The 23,561-nt window shown below is 45.7% G+C and carries 18 protein-coding genes; 14 read left to right on the plus strand and 4 right to left on the minus strand.

Features of this window, described 5'->3' with window-relative positions; all coding sequences use genetic code 11:
* Positions 1-92: 92 nt before the first annotated feature.
* The gene (locus QNO02_RS04020) at positions 93-1,040 is read right to left on the minus strand and encodes an AraC family transcriptional regulator (RefSeq protein WP_289391161.1); all 948 of its coding nucleotides are present in this window, start codon (positions 1,038-1,040) and stop codon (positions 93-95) included.
* Between the two features lie 171 nt (positions 1,041-1,211).
* Between QNO02_RS04020 and QNO02_RS04025 the strand changes: the two genes are divergently transcribed.
* From QNO02_RS04025 to QNO02_RS04065, 9 genes are all read left to right on the plus strand, one after another.
* Positions 1,212-2,231, plus strand: a complete 1,020-nt coding sequence (locus QNO02_RS04025) for a glycoside hydrolase family 88/105 protein (protein WP_289391162.1) — start codon at positions 1,212-1,214, stop codon at positions 2,229-2,231.
* Between the two features lie 13 nt (positions 2,232-2,244).
* Entirely contained in the window at positions 2,245-4,425 is a 2,181-nt protein-coding gene (gnpA, locus tag QNO02_RS04030) for a 1,3-beta-galactosyl-N-acetylhexosamine phosphorylase (RefSeq protein WP_289391163.1), read from the plus strand.
* A gap of 198 nt (positions 4,426-4,623) precedes the next feature.
* Entirely contained in the window at positions 4,624-5,472 is an 849-nt protein-coding gene (locus tag QNO02_RS04035) for a GNAT family N-acetyltransferase (protein WP_289391164.1), read from the plus strand.
* A gap of 56 nt (positions 5,473-5,528) precedes the next feature.
* Positions 5,529-7,331, plus strand: coding sequence for a cache domain-containing sensor histidine kinase (locus QNO02_RS04040; RefSeq protein ID WP_289391165.1), 1,803 nt, complete (start codon positions 5,529-5,531; stop codon positions 7,329-7,331).
* 11 nt (positions 7,332-7,342) lie between these two features.
* Positions 7,343-8,917: a response regulator gene (locus tag QNO02_RS04045; RefSeq protein WP_289391166.1), complete on the plus strand. Its 1,575-nt coding sequence runs from the start codon at positions 7,343-7,345 to the stop codon at positions 8,915-8,917.
* A gap of 175 nt (positions 8,918-9,092) precedes the next feature.
* The gene (locus QNO02_RS04050) at positions 9,093-10,766 is read left to right on the plus strand and encodes an extracellular solute-binding protein (RefSeq protein ID WP_249913522.1); all 1,674 of its coding nucleotides are present in this window, start codon (positions 9,093-9,095) and stop codon (positions 10,764-10,766) included.
* Between the two features lie 135 nt (positions 10,767-10,901).
* Positions 10,902-11,876 carry an ABC transporter permease gene (locus QNO02_RS04055; RefSeq protein WP_289391167.1) on the plus strand — a complete coding sequence of 325 codons (975 nt, stop codon included), beginning with the start codon at positions 10,902-10,904 and terminating at the stop codon, positions 11,874-11,876.
* Between the two features lie 15 nt (positions 11,877-11,891).
* Positions 11,892-12,791: a carbohydrate ABC transporter permease gene (locus QNO02_RS04060; RefSeq protein ID WP_289391168.1), complete on the plus strand. Its 900-nt coding sequence runs from the start codon at positions 11,892-11,894 to the stop codon at positions 12,789-12,791.
* A complete protein-coding gene (locus tag QNO02_RS04065) occupies positions 12,788-14,365 on the plus strand; it encodes a glycoside hydrolase family 43 protein (protein ID WP_289391169.1) in 1,578 nt (525 codons plus the stop codon). The genes QNO02_RS04060 and QNO02_RS04065 overlap by 4 nt, the downstream gene beginning before the upstream one ends.
* Positions 14,366-14,475: 110 nt before the next feature.
* On the opposite strand, the gene QNO02_RS04070 is transcribed toward QNO02_RS04065, so the two are convergent.
* Positions 14,476-15,420: an alpha/beta hydrolase fold domain-containing protein gene (locus tag QNO02_RS04070; protein WP_289391170.1), complete on the minus strand. Its 945-nt coding sequence runs from the start codon at positions 15,418-15,420 to the stop codon at positions 14,476-14,478.
* Positions 15,421-15,613: 193 nt separating this feature from the next.
* Between QNO02_RS04070 and QNO02_RS04075 the strand changes: the two genes are divergently transcribed.
* The 3 genes from QNO02_RS04075 (at position 15,614) to QNO02_RS04085 (ending at position 19,043) form a co-directional block, all read left to right on the plus strand.
* A complete protein-coding gene (locus QNO02_RS04075; RefSeq protein ID WP_017690603.1) occupies positions 15,614-15,943 on the plus strand; it encodes an ArsR/SmtB family transcription factor in 330 nt (109 codons plus the stop codon).
* Between the two features lie 165 nt (positions 15,944-16,108).
* On the plus strand, positions 16,109-17,884 hold the full coding sequence (locus tag QNO02_RS04080) for a SulP family inorganic anion transporter (protein WP_289391171.1): 1,776 nt from the start codon (positions 16,109-16,111) through the stop codon (positions 17,882-17,884).
* A 169-nt stretch (positions 17,885-18,053) separates the two neighbouring features.
* Positions 18,054-19,043 (plus strand): phosphotransferase, encoded by a 990-nt coding sequence (locus tag QNO02_RS04085; protein WP_289391172.1) that lies wholly within the window; start codon positions 18,054-18,056, stop codon positions 19,041-19,043.
* Between the two features lie 112 nt (positions 19,044-19,155).
* Here the strand turns inward: QNO02_RS04085 and QNO02_RS04090 are convergent, their stop codons facing one another.
* Complete coding sequence (locus tag QNO02_RS04090) at positions 19,156-20,148, minus strand: DUF4003 family protein (RefSeq protein ID WP_249913516.1); 993 nt, start codon at positions 20,146-20,148, stop codon at positions 19,156-19,158.
* 72 nt (positions 20,149-20,220) lie between these two features.
* Positions 20,221-20,586 (minus strand): DUF6713 family protein, encoded by a 366-nt coding sequence (locus QNO02_RS30265; protein ID WP_133387335.1) that lies wholly within the window; start codon positions 20,584-20,586, stop codon positions 20,221-20,223.
* A 378-nt stretch (positions 20,587-20,964) separates the two neighbouring features.
* On the opposite strand from QNO02_RS30265, the gene QNO02_RS04095 reads away from it, so the two are divergent.
* Together QNO02_RS04095 and QNO02_RS04100 are read left to right on the plus strand one after the other, a co-directional pair.
* On the plus strand, positions 20,965-22,344 hold the full coding sequence (locus QNO02_RS04095) for an amino acid permease (RefSeq protein WP_091019689.1): 1,380 nt from the start codon (positions 20,965-20,967) through the stop codon (positions 22,342-22,344).
* Between the two features lie 284 nt (positions 22,345-22,628).
* A complete protein-coding gene (locus tag QNO02_RS04100) occupies positions 22,629-23,531 on the plus strand; it encodes an SDR family oxidoreductase (RefSeq protein ID WP_289391173.1) in 903 nt (300 codons plus the stop codon).
* Positions 23,532-23,561: the final 30 nt, after the last annotated feature.

The following is a 23,561-nucleotide window of genomic DNA, read 5'->3' on the forward strand; positions in this document are numbered from 1 at the left end:
TTGTGAGGAAAAAGCCCGAAAGTCATCACGACTTTTGGGCTTTTTTGTACCTTTTTTATGAGAAAGGTTATTTCAATATGTTGTACTTGAATTCACACCCAACCCGTGAATTCCAATATCGACGCTTTTGCAGACTGTGCTTCGGTATGAGCCCCTTTGCGCCAGGCTTTAGGTGATTCGCCCATCAGTTTGGCAAAGCAGCGGTTAAAGCTGGAGATGGATCGGAAGCCAACTTGCTCGGAGATGGACAGGATGGAGGCCTCCGTGCTTTTCAATCGCTTGCATGCCTCTTCGACCCGGGTACTATTCAGAAAATCGAGTGGTGTGGTTCCCATAATTTCATGGAACTTGCGGCGAAAATGCGTTGTACTCAGATGACACAGATCAGCGAGATAATCGATGGTTACGGGCATCATGTAATTTTGGGTGATAAACTCCAGCACGGGTGAGATGACCAAGTCCCCTTGGAGGTCTCGTTCCCGTTCCTGATCCTGAGATGACAAGCGCTCGCTGCTCGCATGAATTCGAAGCAGTTCGATATATAGAGACATCAACAAGCCGTACGCGCTCTCCCGATAATAGGGAGACTGCTGCTTGATCTCTTCTACCACTGATGTTGCGAGCATGTGAATTTTGGGATACTGTTCCTTATTCAGAATACAATTGGCTCCCTGAATCGCCCATAAATTCGGTTCAATGTGAGTTTGTGCTGTTTTGAGCGAATGATGGAAGAGTTCTTCCGGTGAAAAAAAGATATAAGCCCACAGGCTGGCGTTATTAGGTGAACTGTATGTGGTATGCGGAAGGTATCGGGGAATGAAGGTGATGTCGCCTGCCCGAAAAGGCACAGATTCTCCCTTTATCTCCATGATTCCTCCATCGGAATAACAGATGCCAATCTCCATGTGGTTATGGAAATGAAGATGCTCACTCTTGATATCGGATATTCTCCAGCGGTCTCCACTGAGTAACAGGACAGGGAAATCAATGGGCAGGCTGTAGTGACGATATTCAATGACCGGTTTCTTCGGTTTGGGCATGTTCGAGGACTCCTATGTATAAATGATTGAAATTGCACAGTTTTGTTGCGAATATGCTTAGATTGAGACTATTTTACTGCGTACAATGGAATAAGTAAAGCGTTTACAAAAATGGACGGACACCTCTCAGGGCGCACTTGGGGGCGTGTGCGCAGGGAGAGGGGAATAACAATGCTTCAAGTGAAATATGACAGGGAACATATTCTAAACGTAATCGACAGCGTTACCAAGAAAACACTGGATATGGATCTGACATGGGATTGGCCCGGCGGTGTGGCTTATTATGGCGTATCCAGAGCCTATCAGACGACAGGTAACCAAGAGATTCTGGACAGGCTGGTGAAATGGGCAGACGAATATATCGAGCTGGGTCTGCCAAGTTGGACGGTAAATACATGTGCCATGGGTCATGTGCTCATCACTTTATATGAAGAAACCGGAGATCAGAAATATTGGGATATTGTCCTCAGCAAGGTCGATTATCTCCAGAATCATGCGCTTCGCTTTGGAGACAATGTGCTTCAGCATACGGTATCCGTTTCCAATGATTTTCCAGAACAGGCTTGGGCGGATACCTTGTTTATGGCGGCATTTTTCCTGCTCCGTGTAGGTAGTAAATTAAAAGATGAAGCCATGATTCAGGATGCGCTGAATCAGTACTACTGGCATATCAAATACCTGCAAGATCCGACCAGCAGTCTGTGGTATCACGGTTATAACAATATCAACAAGGACCACATGTCCGGATTTTACTGGGGAAGAGCGAACGCTTGGGGAGCCTATACCATGTCTCAGGTGAAACCTCAGCTCAACGACTGGTACTTATATCCCCAATGTATGGATGTAGAGTGTGCACTTCGCGATCAGTTGGCGGCTCTCAAGCTGGTGCAGACCGAGAATGGCTTGTGGCGTACGGTTTTGGATGACGAAGAATCATATGAAGAGGTGTCGGCTTCCGCGGGTATTGCAGCAGCCATGATCAATAACGGCAATCCACTGCATACCAAATACGTGCAAAAGGCACTGGAGGGCATCCTGAACAATATTAGCGAAGATGGACGCGTGCTTGGTGTCTCTGGCGGTACGGCGGTGATGAAAGATCGGGATGGTTATCGCAATATTCCAAAAGACTGGATTCAGGGCTGGGGTCAGGGCCTGGCACTCGCTTTTCTGTCCGATATGTTGAGATAGGGAGGGAACCACATTGTCCAAACCAACCAAAGGCTCCTTTACACTACCGGGAGAATCCGGTTATGAAGCACTGACGCTGGAACTTGCCGATCGCTGGGGTGCCGATGTGATCCGTGACAGTGACGGTACAAAATTGTCCGATGAGATTATCAATGCCGGATACGGCATCTATTCAACCATTTGCATTATTCGTGATCATAATGAGTGGGCATCCCGTAATCTGGATAAACTGCAGCAATGTTTTCTCATTACGAATCCTAAGGTCGCTGTGCAAGATTATGTCTCCATCTATCTGATGGAGGACTTCTTCGCTGAACAATTCAGGGTGAATGATTCCAAAGAAGCGTTTAAATATTGGCAGGTGTATGACCGAACGACTGGGGAAGAGGTACCTAGAGGACAGTGGAATTATGAAAGGGAATCTGGCAATGTTGTCATTACCGGCGTTGCTCCTTGGCATAAATACACGGTGAGTTTCATGGTTTATCGGATATGGGAAGAGATTTCCATGTACAACCATACGACGAATAACTGGGACAAAGAGCATCTGATGCAGATTGACCCGATCTATACCGACACACAAACCTATTTGCTGGATTGGATGGAAAAGTGGTGCCAAGACCACCCGGAAACAACGGTTGTACGTTTTACGTCCCTATTTTATAACTTCGCCTGGATCTGGGGCAGCGATGAGCGGAATCGCCATCTGTTCTCGGATTGGGGTTCATACGATTTCACAGTAAGTTCGAGAGCGCTGGATCTGTTTGCTCAAAAATTTGGGTATTCACTCTCAGCCGAGGACTTTGTAAATGGCGGTAAATATCAGGTCACTCATATGCCTGCGGATCAGCGCAAACTGGACTGGATGGCATTTATCAATGATTTTGTAATTGAATTCGGTAAGAAATTAATTGATATTGTCCATAAACATAACAAGCTGGCGTATGTCTTCTATGATGACAGCTGGGTGGGCATGGAGCCTTACAATGATCGCTTTGAGGAATTTGGATTCGACGGCATGATCAAATGTGTGTTCTCCGGTTATGAGGCAAGAATGTGCTCAGGCGTTAAGGCTGATACCCATGAGATTCGCTTGCATCCATACTTGTTTCCGGTTGGCTTAGGCGGGCTTCCTACCTTCAAAGAGGGAGGCGACCCTACCCTGGATGCCAAGAAATATTGGATTAATATCCGGCGTGCGCTGCTGCGGGAGTCGATTGACCGGATTGGACTGGGTGGATATTTGCATCTGGTTGAGCCTTATCCGGACTTTGTGGATTATATCGAGAAGATTGCCCATGAATTCAGGGAAATGAAAGAGCTGCATCAAGAGGGAAAACCGTATCAGATCAAAACAAAGGTAGCCGTGCTGCATAGCTGGGGCAAGTTAAGATCGTGGACCTTGTCCGGTCATTTTCATGAAACACATATGCATGATCTGATTCATGTGAATGAGGCATTAGCCGGGTTGCCTGTTGACGTACAGTTTATTGATTTTGAGGATGTTCGTCAGGGCGTATTGAAGGATGTAGATGTTGTCATCAATGCCGGCTCTGCAGGTTCAGCATGGAGCGGTGGAGAGCACTGGAGTGACCACAAGTCTGTGGACTTATTGACCCAATGGGTATATGAGGGTGGTACCTTTATTGGCATTAACCAGCCTTCGGCATTGGACGGGTATGACAGCTATTTTAGAATGGCTCATGTGCTTGGGGTGGATGAGGATACAGGCGCCAGAGTTGTTCATGGAAAATGGTCGTATGAGGTTAGTGATGAGTATGGTTTGGTGCCTGAGGGGGCCAGCATACTTTCGAAAAATAACATTTATCTTACTGATGGATCAGCAGCTGTAGTGAGTGAAACGGATGGTCAGATCACACTGTCCACACATGCTTTTGGAAAAGGAAAAGGGATCTATTTACCTTCCTTCGAATTCAGCTGGGAAAATACAAGACTGCTTCTGAATCTGATTCGATTCGCGGGCAATGAATTCCATGAAACAAAGTACATCACGGATAACTTGTATACCGAGTGCGCCTACTACCCTGAAAGCAACATATTGGTTGTGATCAATAATAGCGATCAGGTTCAGTCCACGACGATCAATACAGAGCATGGAAAACAGACCATGGAACTGGACCCGTATGATACGGTGATTACCAAAATTGGTTTAACAAAATCGGTATTCCCATAGAATAATGATTAATAGACCGTATTCCTTAATCAGGGAGCGGTCTATTTTATTTATGAGTTGAATCAATTTCATTAACGTATATATTGCGGATCTTACTGTATAGTGTTAAAAATATCTGGTAGAATATGTATATAAAGATAGGGATCATGAGCTCTACTATATTATTATTTTCATCTGTTCAAAGGAGAGAGTGCCCTAATGTACAGTTATAAATTGTTGGACAAGATCAGCATGGAAACACTCCACCAAGCGTTTGTGGACGCGTTTTCCGACTACCAGGTTAAAATGGATTTGCCTTTTTGGAAGTTTCAGCAAATGCTCCAACGAAGGGGGTATCAATCCGAAATCTCTATGGGAGCCTTTAAGGATGAGAGACTGGTCGGATTTGTTATCAATGGACTTCGAAACTGGAATGGAAAGACAACTGCATATGACCTTGGGACAGGCGTTGTTAAAGATTGCAGACGGCAGGGCATTACAAGCGATCTGCTCTTGAATATTCAAAAGCTGTTAAAAGAAAAAAATGTAGAGCAATATTTGCTGGAAGTGATCCAATCCAACGAATCTGCAGTTCAGCTGTACAGTAAACAAAACTTCAAAATTCAAAGGGAATTTTCATGTTTCCAGTTGCAAAAAGATAAATTCATACCGCAAAAGACCTGTACGGTGGAATGTGTGGAGAGAATCGATTTGGAGCAGTTTAAGGAATTTTGGGATGTGGAGCCCTCCTGGCAAAATTCAATTGATTCCATCTACGCTGTACCGGAGGCTTTTATCTATGTCGTTGCACGTCAGGATCACAGCATTGTTGGCTATGGCATTATAGATCAAAAAACAGGTGATATTCCACAGCTTGCAGTGAACCAAAATTACCGGGGCAAAGGTATTGCAAGCAGCATCCTGACAGAGATGGTCCAACGCACAGAATCGCCTAGAATCAGTGTCCTCAATGTGGAATCTCATCTAAAACCGATGGAAGATTTCCTCCTGGTCAAATCAGGTTTTACGTATCATGTCGGCCAGTACGAAATGCTCTTGAAATTATAGCATGACCGCATAATAATGTTGATATATGACATGGTTAGAGGAGACAAAGACATAACATGAGCCGCAAGACATACTGTAAGCGCATTCAGTTTCTGGATGATTGGAGTCTCAAAACCAAGTTGTACATATTGTTCATTTTTTGTGTGCTGGTCCCGGTCCTGGTCACAAATACCGTGTTTTACCAAAGTATCAAAGGTAACATTGAAGAGAAGGAGCATAGCCGATTTAATGAAATGCAGCAAAGGATCAAGTTCAACCTGCGGAACAGTATAGACAATAGCTTGTATGTGTCCAATTTTCTCTATACCGATGGAACGCTGAACCGGTTCATGGAGTTCAAGTATCGCGATCAGGAAGACTATTACTCTGCCTACTATGATATGCTTAGCAACAACAATCTGGTCAGGTACTACTACAGCTACCAGCAGGTGAATCAAATTACGTTTTATGTTGGCAATGATACCTTCGTCAATGGAGGAAACTTCATTAAGCTGGATGATGAGGTGAAGAAAAGTGATTGGTATCAAGCGCTGATGAACACAAGCGACCATATCATGATCTATTCGTATTTTGACAAACAACAGGCGGAGATGTCGCAAAGTCAGGGAGGACGCAAAGTAAGCATTATTCGTAAGCTGGATTACTTTGGGGAGCAGCAGGTGGAAAAGGTGTTAAAGGTTGATCTGGACTACGCTTTCATCAACAAATCACTTAAAAATGAGGGAGCAAATGGGAAGGTGTATGTCGTTTCGGATGGCAGGGTCATTTTCTCGAACGATTCAAAAATGAATCAGACGCGCCAGCCATTTCATCTGATTGCCGACAGTCCAATTGACCCTGTTCAATCCATGCAATCGATTCCCGTCGTATCCGAGGATTGGCAGATTGTCGTCAGCACGGAGAAATTGGACGTTCTGTCGGAGATTGTTAATTCCAAGCTTAATTTAACTTTACTAATAATTCTTAATCTGTTGGTTCCGACACTGCTAATCTGGTTGATATCCAGATCATTGGTCATCAGAGTTGATCGGATAGCAAAGCACCTTGATCAAGTGAAGCATGAGAAATTTGAGGTCATATCGGGATCTGTGGGCAAGGACGAGATAGGCAGCCTGACCCATAGTTATAATATGATGGTCATCAAGATCAAGAATCTGATTGAGATTGTGTTTAAGGGTCAGGTGGAGCGGCAAGCCCTTGAACTCTCTAAGAAGCAGGCGGAGTTGAAAGCCCTTCAGAGTCAGGTGAATCCCCATTTCATGTTCAACACACTTGAAACGATCCGTATGCGGAGTTTGATCAAGCACGAGCATGAGACCTCCGATGTCATTCATAGACTGGCGCTGCTGCTGCGTCAGACGATCAATTGGGGCGATGATCTGATTACAATCGCAGAAGAGATCAATTTTGTGGAGAGTTATCTGAGTATCCAGCGGTATCGCTTTGGCGAAAAGCTGCAATTCGCAATCAGGATGACAGACGAATCCATTGCTGCGATGATGATACCCAAGCTAACCGTTCTCACCTTTGTGGAGAATGCTTGCATCCATGGCATTGAGGGGACGTCGAATGATGGGGTCGTGGAGGTATTATTTGAAATTCGAAGCAAGGAGCTGTACATTTCCATTCAAGACACCGGAGTTGGTATGGAGCAGGACAAGCTCGCCTCGCTCCGCAAAATGATGCTAGACCCGAGTATGGATCGGATGAGCGAGCTTAGTAGCATTGGCATGATGAATGCATATATTCGGTTGCGGATGTATTTTGATGATTTCGTTCAGGTGCACATATTCAGTGAGAAGGGGAAGGGAACAACGATTGGTATTCGAATTCCTCTTATGCAGGCATCTCAAGAATAAGGAGCGAGGATATGATCAACGTGCTGATTGTGGACGATGAGCCATTTATTCGCCAAGGACTTCTCTTGTTAATTGATTGGGAGTCTTACGGATTTCAGATTTGCGGTCAGGCTTCCAATGGCATACAGGCATTGGAGTGCATACGCGCTGTACAGCCTGATCTGGTTATTTCCGACATCAAGATGCCGGAAATGGACGGAATGCAGCTTGCCCAAACCTTGTACGAGCAATATAGCGGTGACATCAAGCTGATTCTTCTAAGTGGATTCTATGAGTTCGGATATGCCAAGCAGGCAATTAAATACCAGGTAGATGACTATATTCTCAAGCCTATTGTGAAGACCGAACTGGTTCAGGTGCTTGAGGAGTTCAGGGTCGCATTTAATGCGCGGACGGAAGAGAAGCGATATCAGCAAAAAAAAGATCGGATTATTATGGCTCAGCATATGCAGTCAATCTTGCTTGGGGTGGCTGAGGAGGATGCTGTTACGAGTCTGCAGCCCCACTATCAAGATGCCGGCATACTGCGTTGCATCCTGATTGAGGCGGAAGCTGGTCCAGAACAGGGAACGGATTGGTGTGCTCGGGTTGAGGCATGGGTGGGCAAGCCCTTTCCGGGACAAATTTTGAAGCCATTTACAGGCGATAAAAATGCGGTTCTGCTCATTGTTACAGACCTGATGGTGAGCCGTGAGGCAGTGACCTTGGAGCAATATTTGACCCGGTTACATGCCGATCTGAGCCATGGTCAAGAGGCGGCTATTGCTTGTTATGTCGGGAAGGAAGTACATGAGTTGGAGGCGCTGCAAGAGTCTTATCAATCCTGCGGCATAATGAAAAGCTTACGTTTCTTCACCACTTGCAGGTCCATCTATTACTTCGAACTTATGGATACGACTTTATTTGTTAATCGGCCGGGACAGTTCGAAAAACAATTGTTTGATGGGCTAGTTAAGTCTATTGAGGAACAGCAGACGGATGAGTTATACAGTCATGCAACGGCGATTTTTCAATTTTTTCTGGATGAGCGAATCGAGCCTGGTATTGTCCGCATCCACTTGCATTATTTGGCATACACATTGCTGGATCTCGTGAATAACGATACGGTTACTCCAGATTCCACGCTGATGGAATCGACTTTTCTGAAGGTGAACTACGCGATGTTATCCATGGAGGAAAACATTGAACATTTATGCGAATTTTCGCTCATGTGCGCAGAGAAACTGAAGGAGCAGCAAAAGTCGAATGCAATGGGCGTATTAGCCAAAATTGAGGCTTTCATTCACGAGCATTACAGAGAAAATATCAGCCTGAAATTGCTCGGGGAGCAGTTTTACATGAATAGTGCATATCTGGGTCAGATTTTCAAAAAGCATTTCTCAATCAGCTTCAGTGATTATTTGAATCAATTGCGTATTGAGGAAGCCGCCCGGCTGTTGCGCAGAACAGATCAAAGAGTATACGAAATCGCAACAATGGTGGGATATCGGGATTCCGATTACTTTATTAGCCGGTTCGAGAAACTCATGGGGGAGACTCCTGCACAATATCGTAAAAGTGCCCATGCTGCGTACTCTCTTGATTAACATCCTGCACTCCTTGACGGAGCGGCGGGATATTTTTTTTCGCAGATGCTGGAATTAGTGGGATTCCATCTATAGTTTATCCCGTTGAGAGGGGCATGGAAGCATGATAATTTTAAGTCAGCCTTTGGAAAGCGCTTTCCAAAAAGCTTCTGTCAATATAATCGATGGAGGGGTCATGATGAAAAAGGATGTTAGAAAAAGAATCAAGTATAGTGCTCTGCTCGCTTTAATACTGGTCATCGCACTCGCTGGATGTACACCGGGATCGTCCTCGAAAGGGGAAAAGACAGCAGATGGAAGGGAATTGAAACAATTTTCCGCATTTTTTGCCGTACCGGGAAAAATTGCGCCTGACGATAATCGGGTGTTAAAGGCTATTGAGGAGAAAACAGGCGTCAGAGTCACGATGGACTGGCTTACGGGCCAAACAGCCAAAGAGCGGATTGGTGTACTCATTGCAGGCGGCGAATATCCCGATTTTATCGATGGGAGTGATGGTACTCAGCAACTGGTAGCAGCAGGAGCGTTAGTACCACTTGAGGATTACATCGATAAATATCCAAACATCAAAAATTACCTGGGCGAAGACTGGAAGAAGATGAAAAATACGACGGATGGACATATCTACTTCATTCCTCAATTCGGCAATATACAAGAGAAATCGATGAAAGTATCCCATGACGGAGAAGCATTCTGGATTCAGAAGGCCGTACTGGAGTGGGATAATTATCCGACAATCAAAACACTTGACCAATACTTTGACTTGATTGAACGGTACAAAGCAGCTCACCCGACCGTTGATGGTCAGCCAACAATTGGATTTGAAATTATCTCCTATGACTGGCGTTATTTCGCACTGGAGAACCCTCCGCTCTTCATGGCTGGTTATCCGAACGAAGGCGCAGCCATCGTTGATAAAGAAACGCTGACGGCCAAAAACTACAATACCATTCCTGAAGCGAAAGCATATTTCAAGAAGATCAATGAGGTATATCATCAAGGCCTGGTTGATAACGAAACCTTTACAGCAAACTATGATCAATATATATCCAAAATTTCTACCGGACGTGTGCTGGGTATGGTGGATCAAGGATGGCAGTTCCTTGACGCCGAGGCATCACTCGTGAAGCAAAAATTGTATGACAAAACCTATGTACCGTTGTCCATTACACTTTCCGAGGATGTTAAAGGGCGTTATCAGAACAATCCAATCCTTAACGTGAATGGCGGCTTGGCCATTACAAAGAGCTGCGAGGATATCGAGGGAGCACTTCAATATATTAATGATTTGCTGGACCCTGAGATGGAGGTATTGAGAACCTGGGGACAGGAAGGCGTGGATTATCAAGTCGATGACAAAGGCGTGTTCTCCAGAAATGAGGAGCAACGTGCGAATTCCAAAGATCCGGACTGGGTACTGGCGAACACGGGAAGCCCATTGGTCTATTTCCCGCATCATGAGGGCATGACCGCTGACGGGAAGAATGCTCTTGACCCTAAGGAGCAGCCGGAGGAGTATCTTGCCACATTAAATGACATCGACAAAAAAGTGCTGAAGGCTTATGGATATACGAAGTTTACTGACTTCCTTGAGCCTGCGGAGGAAAATGAACCGTGGTTCCCAATCTATACCTATAATTTCGAACCAAATAAACCGGAGACCATCGCCAGACAGAAGATGGACGATGTAAAACGAAAATGGCTGCCAAAAGTGATTATGACTTCACCAGCCGAATTTGATAAAGCCTGGGAAGAGTATCAAGCCACACTCAAGGAAAGTGCAGATATTAAAGCGTATGAAGATGCGCTGACGGAAGAAGTCCGCAGACGTATGGAACTGTGGGGGTAAAGTCCTGTCACACAGAATGGCTATGGGGAACCCCGTAGCCTTTCTTACACGCTAGATTTGGAGATTGGATAGGAATGGAATCGATTCACCCAGACTGGGTGATATAGATAACTCGTAAGCAAGGAGAGAAAAAACATGGCCAAAAAGGAGTTGCAGCCTTCGTTAAAAACCAGCCATATCCCAGCGGGAACAAGCTGGATCGGGTACAACCTGTCCAGAATGAAAAGTCAGCGACAATTAATGTGGATGTCATTTCCGTTTATTGCGTTTATCGCTATTTTTGCGTATGGACCATTATGGGGCTGGTTGATGGCGTTTCAGAATTATAGACCTGGCATTGGTTTTACGGAGCAGGACTGGGTGGGGCTGGATCATTTTCGAACGTTATTCACGGACCCTACATTTTTACGTGTCATTCGCAATACGCTGGCGATGAGCCTGATCAGTCTGTTTCTGGGATTTGTCGGCTCGATTGGTCTGGCGCTGTTATTAAATGAACTGCGAATGGTATTGTTCAAACGTGTGGTACAGACGGTTTCCTACCTTCCACATTTCCTGTCGTGGATCATCGTAACAGGTATTGTTGCGAATGTATTATCAACGGAAACAGGAATTGTGAATGTACTGCTGACGAAATTGGGCCTGATTGATGCACCGATCAATTTTTTTGCTGAACCCAAATACTTCTGGGGGATTGTGGGTCTGTCCAGCATGTGGAAGGAAATTGGCTGGGGCACGATTATTTATCTGGCGGCCATGGCGTCGATTAATCCGAGCTTGTACGAGGCAGCTTCCATCGACGGAGCCGGGCGGTTTCGCAAAATGTTCAATGTCACGCTTCCAAGCATCAAACCAACGATCATTATCCTGCTCATCATCAACGTTGGTAACGTACTGAACGCAGGTTTTGAGATTCAATACTTGCTGGGGAACGGACTTGTGCAGGATGTATCCGAGACAATCGACATTTTTGTTTTGAAATACGGGATTAATCTTGGTAACTACTCACTTGCCACCGCAGCAGGCATTTTCAAAAGTGTGGTCAGTCTGGTGCTCATATTTATCGCCAACGGGATTGCCAAGTCTCTTGGTGAAGAGCGATTGATATGATAAGGGGGGAGAGCTGTGAAGCGATTTAGTAGAAAACAAAACTTGGGAGATTCTATTTTTTCCATCACCAATGGCATATTTATGTTGTTTGTCATGGTGGTTACGTTATATCCTTTTTTAAACACTATTGCCGTATCTTTCAATAACGGGCTGGATACGATCCGCGGGGGGATCTATCTCTGGCCGAGGGAATGGACACTGCAAAATTACGTCTCCGTATTCCAGAATCCGAATCTGACACAAGCCGCATTTATTTCGGTTGCCAGAACTGTAGTGGGAACGGTTGTACAGCTGTTCTGTACAGCCATGCTGGCCTATGTGCTGAGCCGCAAGGAGTATATGTTCAACAAATTGGTCACGACGCTGTTTGTCATGACGATGTATTTCAGCGGCGGCTTAATTCCGGGATACATGCTGATCAAACAAGTGGGGCTGCTGAACAGCTTCTGGGTATACATTATTCCCGGGTTGATCGGGGTGTTCAACATGATCGTCATTCGTACCTACATTCAGGGACTGTCGGAGGGATTGATTGAATCCGCGAAGATGGATGGAGCCGGAGATTTTCGGATTTTCATGCGTATCGTGCTTCCCTTATCCAAGCCGGTTCTGGCTACGGTTGCACTGTTTATTGCTGTAGGTCAGTGGAACTCCTGGTTTGACTCCATGTTGTACACGGCGGGAAATCGGAATTTGACTACCTTGCAGTATGAGTTGATGAAATTGTTATCCTCTGCGACCTCACAGGGGGGAACCGTCAACGTGGATTCATTCAAAAATGTAACCAACATGGTGACGCCTGTATCCATTCGTGCAGCGATCACGGTTGTGACGGCAATGCCGATCGTTTTACTGTATCCGTTCTTGCAAAAATACTTTGTGACTGGACTAACCATTGGAGGGGTAAAAGAATGAAAAATGCAAATCAAAGCGAACAATGCACGTTTAACAATCCGATTATGCCCGGGTTTTATCCAGATCCATCCGTATGCCGGGTGGGTGAAGATTTTTATCTGGTGACATCAACATTTGCTTATTTTCCTGGCGTTCCAATCTTTCAGAGCCGTGATCTTGTAAATTGGAAACAGATTGGAAATGTGCTAGACCGCCCTTCGCAATTAAATCTTCAGGGAGCAGGCCATTCACAGGGGATATTCGCTCCAACGCTTCGGTATCATGAAGGCACTTTCTATATGATTACAACCAATGTATCGCATGGCGGTAATTTTGTTGTAACCGCTACCGACCCGGCTGGGCCATGGTCTGATCCTTATTTTATTGAAGGTGCAGAAGGCATAGACCCTACGATTTTCTTTGATGACGGCAAAGCGTATTACCTTGGTACACGTCCTTGCTCCGAGGGAGTTCGTTATAATGGGAACTGGGAAGTGTGGCTGCGGGAGTTGGATCTGGGCAGTATGAAGCTGGTGGGAGACAGTTACGTTCTGTGGCGCGGGGCGATGGTGGATGTCATCTGGCCGGAAGGCCCGCATCTGTATAAGATCGATGAATATTACTATTTATTGATTGCAGAGGGAGGCACAGGACCAAACCATGCCGTGACCATTGCTCGTAGCAAAAGTTTGACCGAAGGATACGTCGGGAATCCGAATAATCCAATCATTACACATCGCCATTTGGGTAAACGTTACCCTGTTGTTAATGTAGGACATGCCGACTTGGTGCAGGCTGAGAACGGTCAATGGTTCATGGTCATGCTGGCTTCGCGTCCATATGGAGGGAGCTTTAGTAATCTGGGGCGGGAGACGTTCCTTGCTTCTGTCGTTTGGGAGGACGGATGGCCTGTTGTCAATGAGGGCCGCGGAATCCTGGAGGAGCAGGGCACGTTGGATTTGAAGCCTGTTCCGGTAGAGCCGCAACTGCGTTTTGACCATTTTGACAGTGATCGTCTGGGCTTGCAATGGATGTTTCTGCGCAATCCCCAGGAAGACCTGTATTCATTAACCGAACGAAAGGGATACTTGCGGCTGAAGCTGAAACCGCAAACATTGAAGGAAAAAGAAAATTCCAGCTTTGTTTGTCTGCGTCAAAGGCATATGGATTATGTCGCAGCTACAGCGATGGAATTTGTGCCCGGGAATGCCAACGAAACTGCTGGTCTTGTCGTCATTCAGAACGATCAGTATCATGTTCGGATTGAGCGTGCTCTGGCCGAGAATCAGCAGGTGCTGCGTGTGGTGACTGTTATAGATGGTCAGGATACCCACATTGCGCAAGTCGCGCTGGATGATGAAGTATCACGAGTGTATATCAAAATGGCCGCGACAGGTCAGCAACTAAGCTTCTACTACAGCACGGATGGAAGTCAGTATCATGTGGTGGCGGAACAGGTGGATACAAGCAGCCTGAGCACCGAAGTAGCCGGCGGCTTTGTAGGTTGTTGTATCGGAATGTTTAGCAGCAGCAATGGTACTACTTCCAATCAGGTAGCGGACTTTGACTGGTTTGAATATGGTTCATATAAATAATATTTAGATGCCAGAATAACAGCAAGAAAGCTAAATCCGGTGGCTCTAGTCCAGGGATTGAGCTTTTTTTTCGTTCTTTTTACCAAAGGGCTATGGGGAGGCGTTACAGTCTATTGTCGAGTTTCATGTGCTGAGCTTTTTATGATGTTAACCATTTTACGCTGAGCATCCCTGGCTTCCGGAATCGGATAGAGGACAAAGACATGGTTCATTTTGGGGTAAACGTACGTTTGATGATCGATTCTTTGATCCGTCAGCAGTTTGTCGAGCTTCATATTATCAGGAAACAAACCCTCGTGGGTCCCGATAAAGATGCTGATTTTGCCCAGACCGGCGAAATTTCCGTAGATTGGACTGATTAACGGATCGTTCAACGGTTTATCAGCTGCCCAGATCCGCCGGATGACATCATACCCTTCGACAGCGAGCATAGGGTCGCGGGTCTCGTAATCAAATATGACTGGATTGTCCAGCACCATATCCACACAAGGTGATAACAAGATGATATCTTTGGGCTGCGGGAGATCATGCATCTTCAGATAATGAGCCAAGGCAAGGGATATATTCCCGCCTGCGGAATCGCCCATAATGGTGAGTTGTGCCGGGTCGTCCACGGAGGCAAGGAGATCCCGGTATAGATTGAGCAGTTTCGGATACGTGTGTTGATAATTAAAATGCGGAACCTTTGGATAGATGGGAGCAACAACTTTGGCATTCAGAGCCTGAGCCATGCGGTCCATAAATTTCCAGTGTAAAGACAGCGGCTGGTGTGTATGCGCCCCGCCATGAATATAGAGAATGACCCTCTGTTCACGGGAATGCTGATCGTTTAATGTGAATACCTGCATGTCTTCATGGGAGCGCTCTTTGATGGAAGATGATAGTTTTGTTTTACCCAAGATATAAGGTTTAATGTTTTCCAAGCCCATATGATCGAGGTGTTTGCGGGTAAGCTCGCGTGTTGAAAAAATTTTCTTGGTATCTAACGTTCCGATATATTTCTCGAATAGAAAGCTCGTCAACGAGCGTTTGTGATTATGGATATACATGTTCATTGAGGAATCACCCTTCCTGATGGAGATCAGATATACGATCTGTGGAAACTATAAGTAAAGTATAAAGGTTGAAGTGTACTTCAAGGTCAATCTTAATTTTTCCATTAAACCGTTATGGTTAGAGTAAAGCATGGTACCCGTTCTATGTTATGATATTTGCATCTTCAAAAGTTCGATTGAAGGGGCATAGCGTATGAATCAGAGCATTCAACAGTTTAAAGCGGATTTTTTCAAAGCGTTGGCACACCCGATGCGGATTCAGATTCTGGAACTGCTGAGTGAAGGAGCCAAAAACGTGAATGAACTGCAAAGCATTCTGGGATCGGAAGGCTCTGCCGTTTCACAGCAACTGGCTGTATTGCGCAGCAAAAACGTTGTCCACGGAATCAAAGAAGGGACAACCGTCACCTATTCGCTGCGTGATCCGCTGATTAAGGACCTGTTGGCAGTCACCAAACAGATTTTTGACAATCATCTGGTTGATGCCATTTCCATGCTGGAAGATATTCGTAAAGAGTCCTGACACAATAAACAAGAGCAACTGGGTTAATCACCGGAGGTTCTTGTTTTTTTGTGTTATGTTCCTGCTGGGATTGTGCGTAATCCGATTGACAGGACGTATGCAGGGGAGTAGTCTTTTAATTATATTCAAATATTCAAATATATGAAGAAAAGAAGGTTTTGGTACATGAAATGGATGGGGAGATATGCAGGGTATAATGCTGCCGCTTTTCGCAAGGATCTGTTATCGGGACTGATTGTAGGTATCATTGCGATTCCACTCGGTATGGCCTTTGCCATCGCTTCCGGGGTCAAACCGGAGTATGGATTATATACCACAGTAATCGCAGGGATTCTCATTTCCTTGCTGGGTGGGTCCAAGTTCCAGATCGGCGGGCCAACGGGGGCATTCATTCCAATCCTCTTTGCCATTGTGATGCAGTATGGATATGAGAATCTGCTGATCGCCGGAATGATGGCCGGTTTGATGCTTGTACTAATGGGCGTATTCAAACTTGGGGCATTAATTAAGTTTATTCCAAAGCCGGTGACTATCGGTTTTACGGCAGGGATCGCCGTCATTATTTTTAGCGGACAAATTACGAACTTTCTGGGACTTCGAGGCATCGAGAAACACGAGGATTTCTGGTCCAATATGAAAGAAATCGGGATGCATATCTCAACGATTAATATATACAGTGTGCTTACAGCTGGAATCTGTCTGGCTGTTCTTCTGCTTGTGCCCAAGTTTGCACCAAAGGTGCCTGCATCACTGGTGGGGCTGGTTCTTTCGACGGTAGTCGCGGCGTTCTTTTTTGAAGGGCAGGTGGCTACAATTGGTTCGTCCTTTGGAGAAATACCTAACTCTTTGCCTCAGTTTCATGTGCCTGAGATCACTTGGGAGCGTATCGTGAACTTGCTGCAACCCGCTTTTGTCATCGCCATGCTGGGTGGGATTGAATCACTGTTATCCGCAGTTGTTGCCGATGGCATGACCGGAAGTCGGCATAACAGCAATCGAGAGTTAATTGGGCAGGGGATTGCTAATATGGTGACGCCGTTGTTTGGTGGTATTCCTGCAACAGGAGCGATTGCACGTACAGCAACAAATATCAAATCCGGCGCAGTATCGCCATGGTCTGGCGTAATTCACGGTATGGTGGTTTTGCTGGTACTTGTTCTCTTTGCGCCATATGCATCGCACATTCCTCTTGCCAGTATGGCTCCCGTTCTCATGCTGGTTGCCTGGAATATGAGTGAACGGAGATCCTTCGTACATGTTATGAAAACCAAAACGAGTGATTCACTCGTTCTGCTGATTACCTTTTTGCTGACCGTATTTACAAGTTTAACAACGGCTGTAGAGGTTGGGTTGATTCTGGCTGTCCTTTTATTTGTTAAACGCATGAGTGAGATGTTGAAGGTTGCCAAAGTACTGCCCGATCCCGATCATAAACATGAGAAAGTCATGGCCCACATGGTTCGGGAAGGACATGACTGTCCGCAAATAAGTCTGTATACAATTGAAGGGCCACTTTTTTTCGGCGCAGCGGATATGTTCGAGAAGTCAGTCATGGATTCGATTCATCGGCGCCCAGGCACTCTGCTGTTGCGCATGGGCAAGGTGCCTTTTATGGATACGACAGGTGAATCCAATCTGGTCCGTGTTGTCAAACATATGGAGAGATCCGGGGGCAGGGTTTTACTTTCAGGCATTCAGGCGCAACCGTTGGAGATGCTGAAGAGAACAGGATTGATTGAACGGATTGGTTCGGATCATATGTTTGAGCACACGGGTGAAGCCATCAATTATGCATTAGTGCATCTGGATGTTCAAAAATGTAGGGGGTGCAAACATTTTGCCTTTCGTGAATGTGCTGCATTGTCGAGTACTGGCACCGACCCAGAGTGTAATAACCTGCTGAAATCTGGAAATCGAGTCAATGCAAATAGCCCTATCTAACCTGCTGATGAGAGAGAGGGAGCTATAGGAGTCTACAGAGTATTTGTTTATCAAAATATATATTCTGGAAAATAAACGAAAAATATACTATGTTATAGGTTGATAGGTGAAAAGGATTACATCGTTCATCAGATGAGAAATAATCATATTAAACCGAAGGAGTATACATATGTCCATTCAACCGACTGCTTTACGTTCAGTGCTTAACCCCAGGTACCTGGAGTCTGCATTGAGTAATCAATATGACATTGGAACATGGGAAGAATGTTTGTTTTGGCTTAGGGGATTGAATGATACCTACCGGGTTCGCACATCCAGTGGCATGTATATTCTCCGCATCTACCGCACTGAAATCACGGAGGCAGATGTTCAGTATGAGCTTTCATTATTGTCTCAACTCAAGAACGTTCTAGGTTCTGCGGAACATACCGACATTGGAGAATACATCGAGAAGAAAGATCATACGGAATATACGGTGTTGGAGGCTGCGGAAGGCAAGCGGGTTGCTGTAATGTTTCGGTATATTGAGGGTACGGAGAACAACCTGGAGGATGAGGAGTCTTGTTACGCCTTTGGCCAATCTGCGGCTGAATTGCATGAGGCTATGGATCAGGTGAACATGGAGCTGCCACGATATGAGCTGGATCTGAAGTTACTTATTGACGAACCCCTTGAGCGAATTATCCACTATATTGGTGAGAACAATGAAGCAGCAGCATTTCTCCATACGTTTGCCACAACGTTAAAAGAACGCATCGTTGCCGCTTCCAGACAAGATCTGGATTTTGGTCTGTGCCATGGCGATATGCATGGGAATAACAATGCGTTTCAACAGGAGCATCAGTTCATCCATTATGACTTCGAGTGGGCAGCCAAAAGCTGGCGTGCTTACGATCTGGCTCAAGTGAAGGTGCGAAAGAGACAGTCTGAAGATCGAAAGGCAGTATTATGGAAAGCACTCATGGCAGGTTATCGTTCAGTCAGAAGTTTTTCCTCGGAAGATGAGCAGGCTGTTGATCTCTTTATTGTTGCTCGTCGATTCTGGGTGATGGGTCTGGATGTTGCTTTTATTGAGAGTGATACGGGTGCGCTGGACTATGGTTCGGATTGGCTGGACAGTTTCGTGGAAGAATTCCGGGATACGGGGATTATATCCTAGCAAATGATGAACATTATTTAGGTGTAGGTTTGAATGTTTTAAGACCCTTCCGAGTCAACTTAAACTCGGGAGGGTCTTTTTCATCTTATATTGAAGGTAACAGGGTCACTTATTAGTTGGATGATGATGAAGAAGCGGCAGCAGCCGATGCTGCGGCAGCTGCGGCCATGGCTGCTTGTTGAGCGATGATAATATTTGTGATACTGGTTGAGATCGTTGTCGTAAGCACACCGTTTCGCAGATTCTCCACATGTTGAATGGCTATCAACGCGGATGAGAACAGGAGCAACTCCTGTTTATCGATCGACCAAGCCCCGAAGCCTTTTTGAGTCCGTAACCAGTCATTTGTTTCCGCGACTTCATCCACTAACGCGTCTCTGTCCGAAGGCAGTAGGGAAAGTATCCCGAGAGAGGGTAATGTGTATGTTTTGTCCATTCGGAGATCCCTTTTACGAAAAGCTTCATTTAAGGCAATCACACGAGCACCTGCATCCGGGTTATCCTCTCCAAGAACCAGTACCTGTGTTAACGCCTGCACACTGTTTCTGGAAGAGAACTCTGGTTTTAATTCCCTATAGAGTTGTTCCATACGTGCCACACCAGTATCCACGTTGAGATCGGAAAGGGCCAACATGGCAGCAAAAATGTAGTCATCCTGTCCAGTGAGGAAACGATGCTCTGCTTTCATGCCGTCATAAAATAATTTGGCCCGCTCCACCGTAGGTTGAAACTGGTCAGGTGATGTCTGAGTAGCGATCTGATAGGCGGCAATAACCAGATAATCGGAGTTGCGAAATTTGATCTCTTTCATCAAGTCATAGACATGCAGGGTGTCTGCCAGCTTCGTCTCTTCATCCGTTTTAAGGGAGAGCATGGCAGCAATGCTAATGGCCGAATTACCTCTGAATGCAGAGAAGAGTTTTGTGTTTTGCTTAATCAACTCTTGGCTTTGACGAATGGCTTCCCCATCCGCTGTTTTATTCTCCGCTGCATAGAGCAGGGCAGCCAGACGGTGCATCATCGCATGTTGCCATTTGAACGACTTCTTAATGATCTGAGTGTTGGAAACGAATAATTCAACTCGTTCTGCATGATGTTGTTGCATAGGCACACCTCCATATTCACTGTTATTCAACAATACCCTTCCAGCTTCCTTCATTCGGTCGTTGTAAAGAGATTAGATAATTAGGAATATCAAATGAATTAAAGCGATTATTCCCATAGGGTAGATCAATGATCTGGAGAACCCGTTTTTAAATTCATTTCGAGGATGTTTTTCGAAAAAGAAGTGTAATACGGTATGTATGATGAAAAAGATATCCAGCACCCAAAATGTAATGGTCTGATACGAGCTAAAAAGAAGAGAGAGGATGATGGTATACATTGGCAGGTGAATCCAAGTGAAATACCTATACGCTTTATCATCTTCCATATCTTTTAACACTATAAACAATTTCCACTCTGATCGCCTGATGGCATCCATTTCGTGAAGCAGAAAGAGAGACAGGTTAAACAAAAATAAAACCAGTAAAAAGTCAGGCATGTAAAGTCTCCCATTTTTCAATTTTATACAAGCAGGTCAATAGCGAACAAGTCACTTACGGTATTGCGACCCACATATACAATACGTGAGTTGTCCTTTGGGGGTTCCAGCAACCTCCCTGTCGAGTCATGTATTAGAAAGTCTCTGTCACTTTGTTTACACAACGCTGCAGTGAATTGTTTATTGAACTGTCTGCCATATTCATTAAGCGGTTATCCTATACCTATATGTGCAGTGAATCCGTTTCCTTACATTCCTTGTTGTATTTCTGCGGCACATCTCGTACAATTTGGTGAAGTAATTCTGCATTGCGTTAATGTGAATGTGAAAATTAAAGATTACATCAGGAATCTGTACACAAGAAAAGGGGAGAATCGTTTGGAATCAAAGCAACTATCTAGAGGGCTAAAGCCCCGCCATGTAGAGCTGATTGCACTCGGAGGTACAATCGGCGTTGGTTTGTTCATGGGATCGGCGAGTACGATCAAATGGGCAGGACCATCCGTGCTACTGGCCTATTTATTGGCCGGTATCGTTATCTTTTTTGTCATGCGAATTATGGGGGAAATGTTGATTCAGGAGCCGGTCACAGGTTCGTTTGCTACATTTGCTCACAAATATATTAGTCCGCTTGCCGGATTCCTGACCGCCTGGAGCTATTGGTTCCTGTGGGTTACGGTTGGTATGGCGGAAGTTACGGCGATTGGTATCTATGTCGGGTATTGGTTCCCGGATATTCCACAGTGGCTACCTGCACTTGCTGGGGTGCTCATCATTGCGGCGGCAAATCTGGCGGCCGTGAAGTTTTATGGGGAATTTGAATTCTGGTTTGCGATGATTAAAGTGACGGCTATTGTGGCGATGATCGTGATCGGAACCGGGCTCATCTTCTTCGGCTGGGGGAATGGAGGACAGCCAATCGGGCTGTCGAATCTGTTTAGCCATGGCGGATTCTTCCCTGGAGGGATCAAAGGTTTCCTATTTGCACTGTGTATCGTAACGGCTGCGTATCAAGGGGTGGAGATGGTCGGTATTACAGCAGGCGAAGCGGAGAATCCGAAATATACCTTGCGTAAAGCGATCAAAAATATCGTGTGGCGTATTCTTATTTTCTACGTTGGTGCCATATTTGTTATTGTAACCTTGTACCCTTGGAACGAAGTAGGCGAGACGGGCAGCCCGTTTGTGCTCACCTTTGCCAAGGTCGGCATTGTTGCTGCTGCGGGAATCATCAACTTTGTGGTGCTGACGGCAGCCATGTCGGGATGCAACAGCGGGATCTACAGTGCAGGACGGATGTTATACACGCTGGCTGAGAATGGGCAGGCACCTGCCTTTTTCAAAAAGCTGTCCAAAGGCGGGGTTCCCCGCAACAGTATCGTCATTACAATCTCCTTGCTGCTGATAGGGGTTGTGCTGAACTACCTGATGCCGGACTCCAAGCTGTTCCTGTACATCTACAGTGCAAGTGTTCTTCCGGGTATGGTTCCATGGTTCGCACTGGCGTTCAGCCAGTTCCGATTCAGAAAGCGTTGGGGCAACGAGATGGCGGATCATAACTTCAAGTCCAAATGGTTCCCGATCAGCAATTACATTATTATTGTGTATCTGATCCTCGTCATTATCGGTATGGCGTTTAACCCGGATACGCGCTTGCCTCTGATTGTTGGAGCTACGTTCATGGCCATCGTGGTGGCTGGATATTTCGCATTTGGCATCGGCAAAAGACAACGCATAGATGGTGGCGAAGATCGCTAGTCTAAAGTCTAATATTCAAAAATCAACTTATATCGTAATTTCAACCATGCATTCCTTGAAACGATTGGAAAACCTGAGGGTGATTCAGCGTTATTCAGGGAATGCATTTTTTTCGGAAAATGGCATGGGGTTAGGGGAGATTCAATGTTAGACGGTTGTCATGGAATCTGGTTAGCTTAGTTTAAATAACGCCCAACTCGGTTACAAAGGAAAGAGTGCAACATTTAAGAAAACAACTTCTGTGATCGTATTGATCAATATAAATAACCGAGGAGGAATTGAACATGGCTAATCAAGACCAGCACACCATGCAAGACCCAACGACACAATATCCGAAGGCTACACCGGAGTGGAAACAGCAACAGGATGAGCCGGGGCTCCAGCGTGAGATGACCCCTGTTCCCGATGCGGGTGAGAAAAGTTATAAAGGTAGCGGACGTTTAACAGGACGCAAAGCAGTTGTGACCGGAGCAGACAGTGGAATAGGCCGAGCGGCAGCGATTGCGTTTGCTCGTGAAGGCGCAGATGTCGTTCTGTCTTATCTGCCGGAAGAGGAAGCAGATGCGCAGGAAGTTGTGAAGCTGATTGAGGAAGCCGGGCGTAAAGCGATCACGAAGCCAGGTGACCTGAAGGATGAGAAATACTGTGAAGAACTCATTGAATCTGCTGTAAAAGAGCTTGGTGGGATTGATATCCTAGCTAACGTGGCAGGTAAGCAGCAATTTGTAGAGCAGATTGCAGATCTGACCACCGAGCAATTCGATGCAACGTTCAAAACAAATGTCTATTCCATGTTCTGGCTCTGCAAAGCAGCTGTGAAACACATGAAACCGGGCAGCTCCATTATTAACACATCATCGATTCAGGCATACAAACCTTCGCCAATCCTGCTGGATTATGCAACAACGAAGGCATCCATTAACACGTTCAGCAAAGCGCTGGCCCAACAGGTGGGTAGCAAAGGGATTCGTGTCAATGTTGTTGCACCAGGACCGGTATGGACACCACTTCAGGTCGTGGGTGGACAACCAGTCGAGAAGCTGGCTGATTTTGGCTCCAACACACCGCTTGGTCGAGCAGGACAACCTGCCGAGATGGCTCCAGCATTTGTGTTCCTGGCAAGCCAGGAATCCAGTTATGTGAGCGGCGAGACATTGAATGCGAATGGTGGTACGGTTAGTCCGTAAACGTTGGATATAAAAGGCCTATGAATCCTA

The sequence above is a fragment of the Paenibacillus sp. PK1-4R genome, from assembly GCF_030369595.1.
GTDB lineage: Bacteria > Bacillota > Bacilli > Paenibacillales > Paenibacillaceae > Paenibacillus.

Excerpts from the sequence above, each read along its gene's own strand:
- QNO02_RS04020 (WP_289391161.1), bottom strand. The coding sequence starts at position 1,040 with ATGCCCAAACCGAAGAAACCGGTCATTGAATATCGTCACTACAGCCTG.
- QNO02_RS04025 (WP_289391162.1), top strand. The coding sequence starts at position 1,212 with ATGCTTCAAGTGAAATATGACAGGGAACATATTCTAAACGTAATCGAC.
- QNO02_RS04035 (WP_289391164.1), top strand. The coding sequence starts at position 4,624 with ATGTACAGTTATAAATTGTTGGACAAGATCAGCATGGAAACACTCCAC.
- QNO02_RS04040 (WP_289391165.1), top strand. The coding sequence starts at position 5,529 with ATGAGCCGCAAGACATACTGTAAGCGCATTCAGTTTCTGGATGATTGG.
- QNO02_RS04045 (WP_289391166.1), top strand. The coding sequence starts at position 7,343 with ATGATCAACGTGCTGATTGTGGACGATGAGCCATTTATTCGCCAAGGA.
- QNO02_RS04050 (WP_249913522.1), top strand. The coding sequence starts at position 9,093 with ATGATGAAAAAGGATGTTAGAAAAAGAATCAAGTATAGTGCTCTGCTC.
- QNO02_RS04055 (WP_289391167.1), top strand. The coding sequence starts at position 10,902 with ATGGCCAAAAAGGAGTTGCAGCCTTCGTTAAAAACCAGCCATATCCCA.
- QNO02_RS04065 (WP_289391169.1), top strand. The coding sequence starts at position 12,788 with ATGAAAAATGCAAATCAAAGCGAACAATGCACGTTTAACAATCCGATT.
- QNO02_RS04070 (WP_289391170.1), bottom strand. The coding sequence starts at position 15,420 with ATGAACATGTATATCCATAATCACAAACGCTCGTTGACGAGCTTTCTA.
- QNO02_RS04075 (WP_017690603.1), top strand. The coding sequence starts at position 15,614 with ATGAATCAGAGCATTCAACAGTTTAAAGCGGATTTTTTCAAAGCGTTG.
- QNO02_RS04080 (WP_289391171.1), top strand. The coding sequence starts at position 16,109 with ATGAAATGGATGGGGAGATATGCAGGGTATAATGCTGCCGCTTTTCGC.
- QNO02_RS04085 (WP_289391172.1), top strand. The coding sequence starts at position 18,054 with ATGTCCATTCAACCGACTGCTTTACGTTCAGTGCTTAACCCCAGGTAC.
- QNO02_RS04090 (WP_249913516.1), bottom strand. The coding sequence starts at position 20,148 with ATGCAACAACATCATGCAGAACGAGTTGAATTATTCGTTTCCAACACT.
- QNO02_RS30265 (WP_133387335.1), bottom strand. The coding sequence starts at position 20,586 with ATGCCTGACTTTTTACTGGTTTTATTTTTGTTTAACCTGTCTCTCTTT.
- QNO02_RS04100 (WP_289391173.1), top strand. The coding sequence starts at position 22,629 with ATGGCTAATCAAGACCAGCACACCATGCAAGACCCAACGACACAATAT.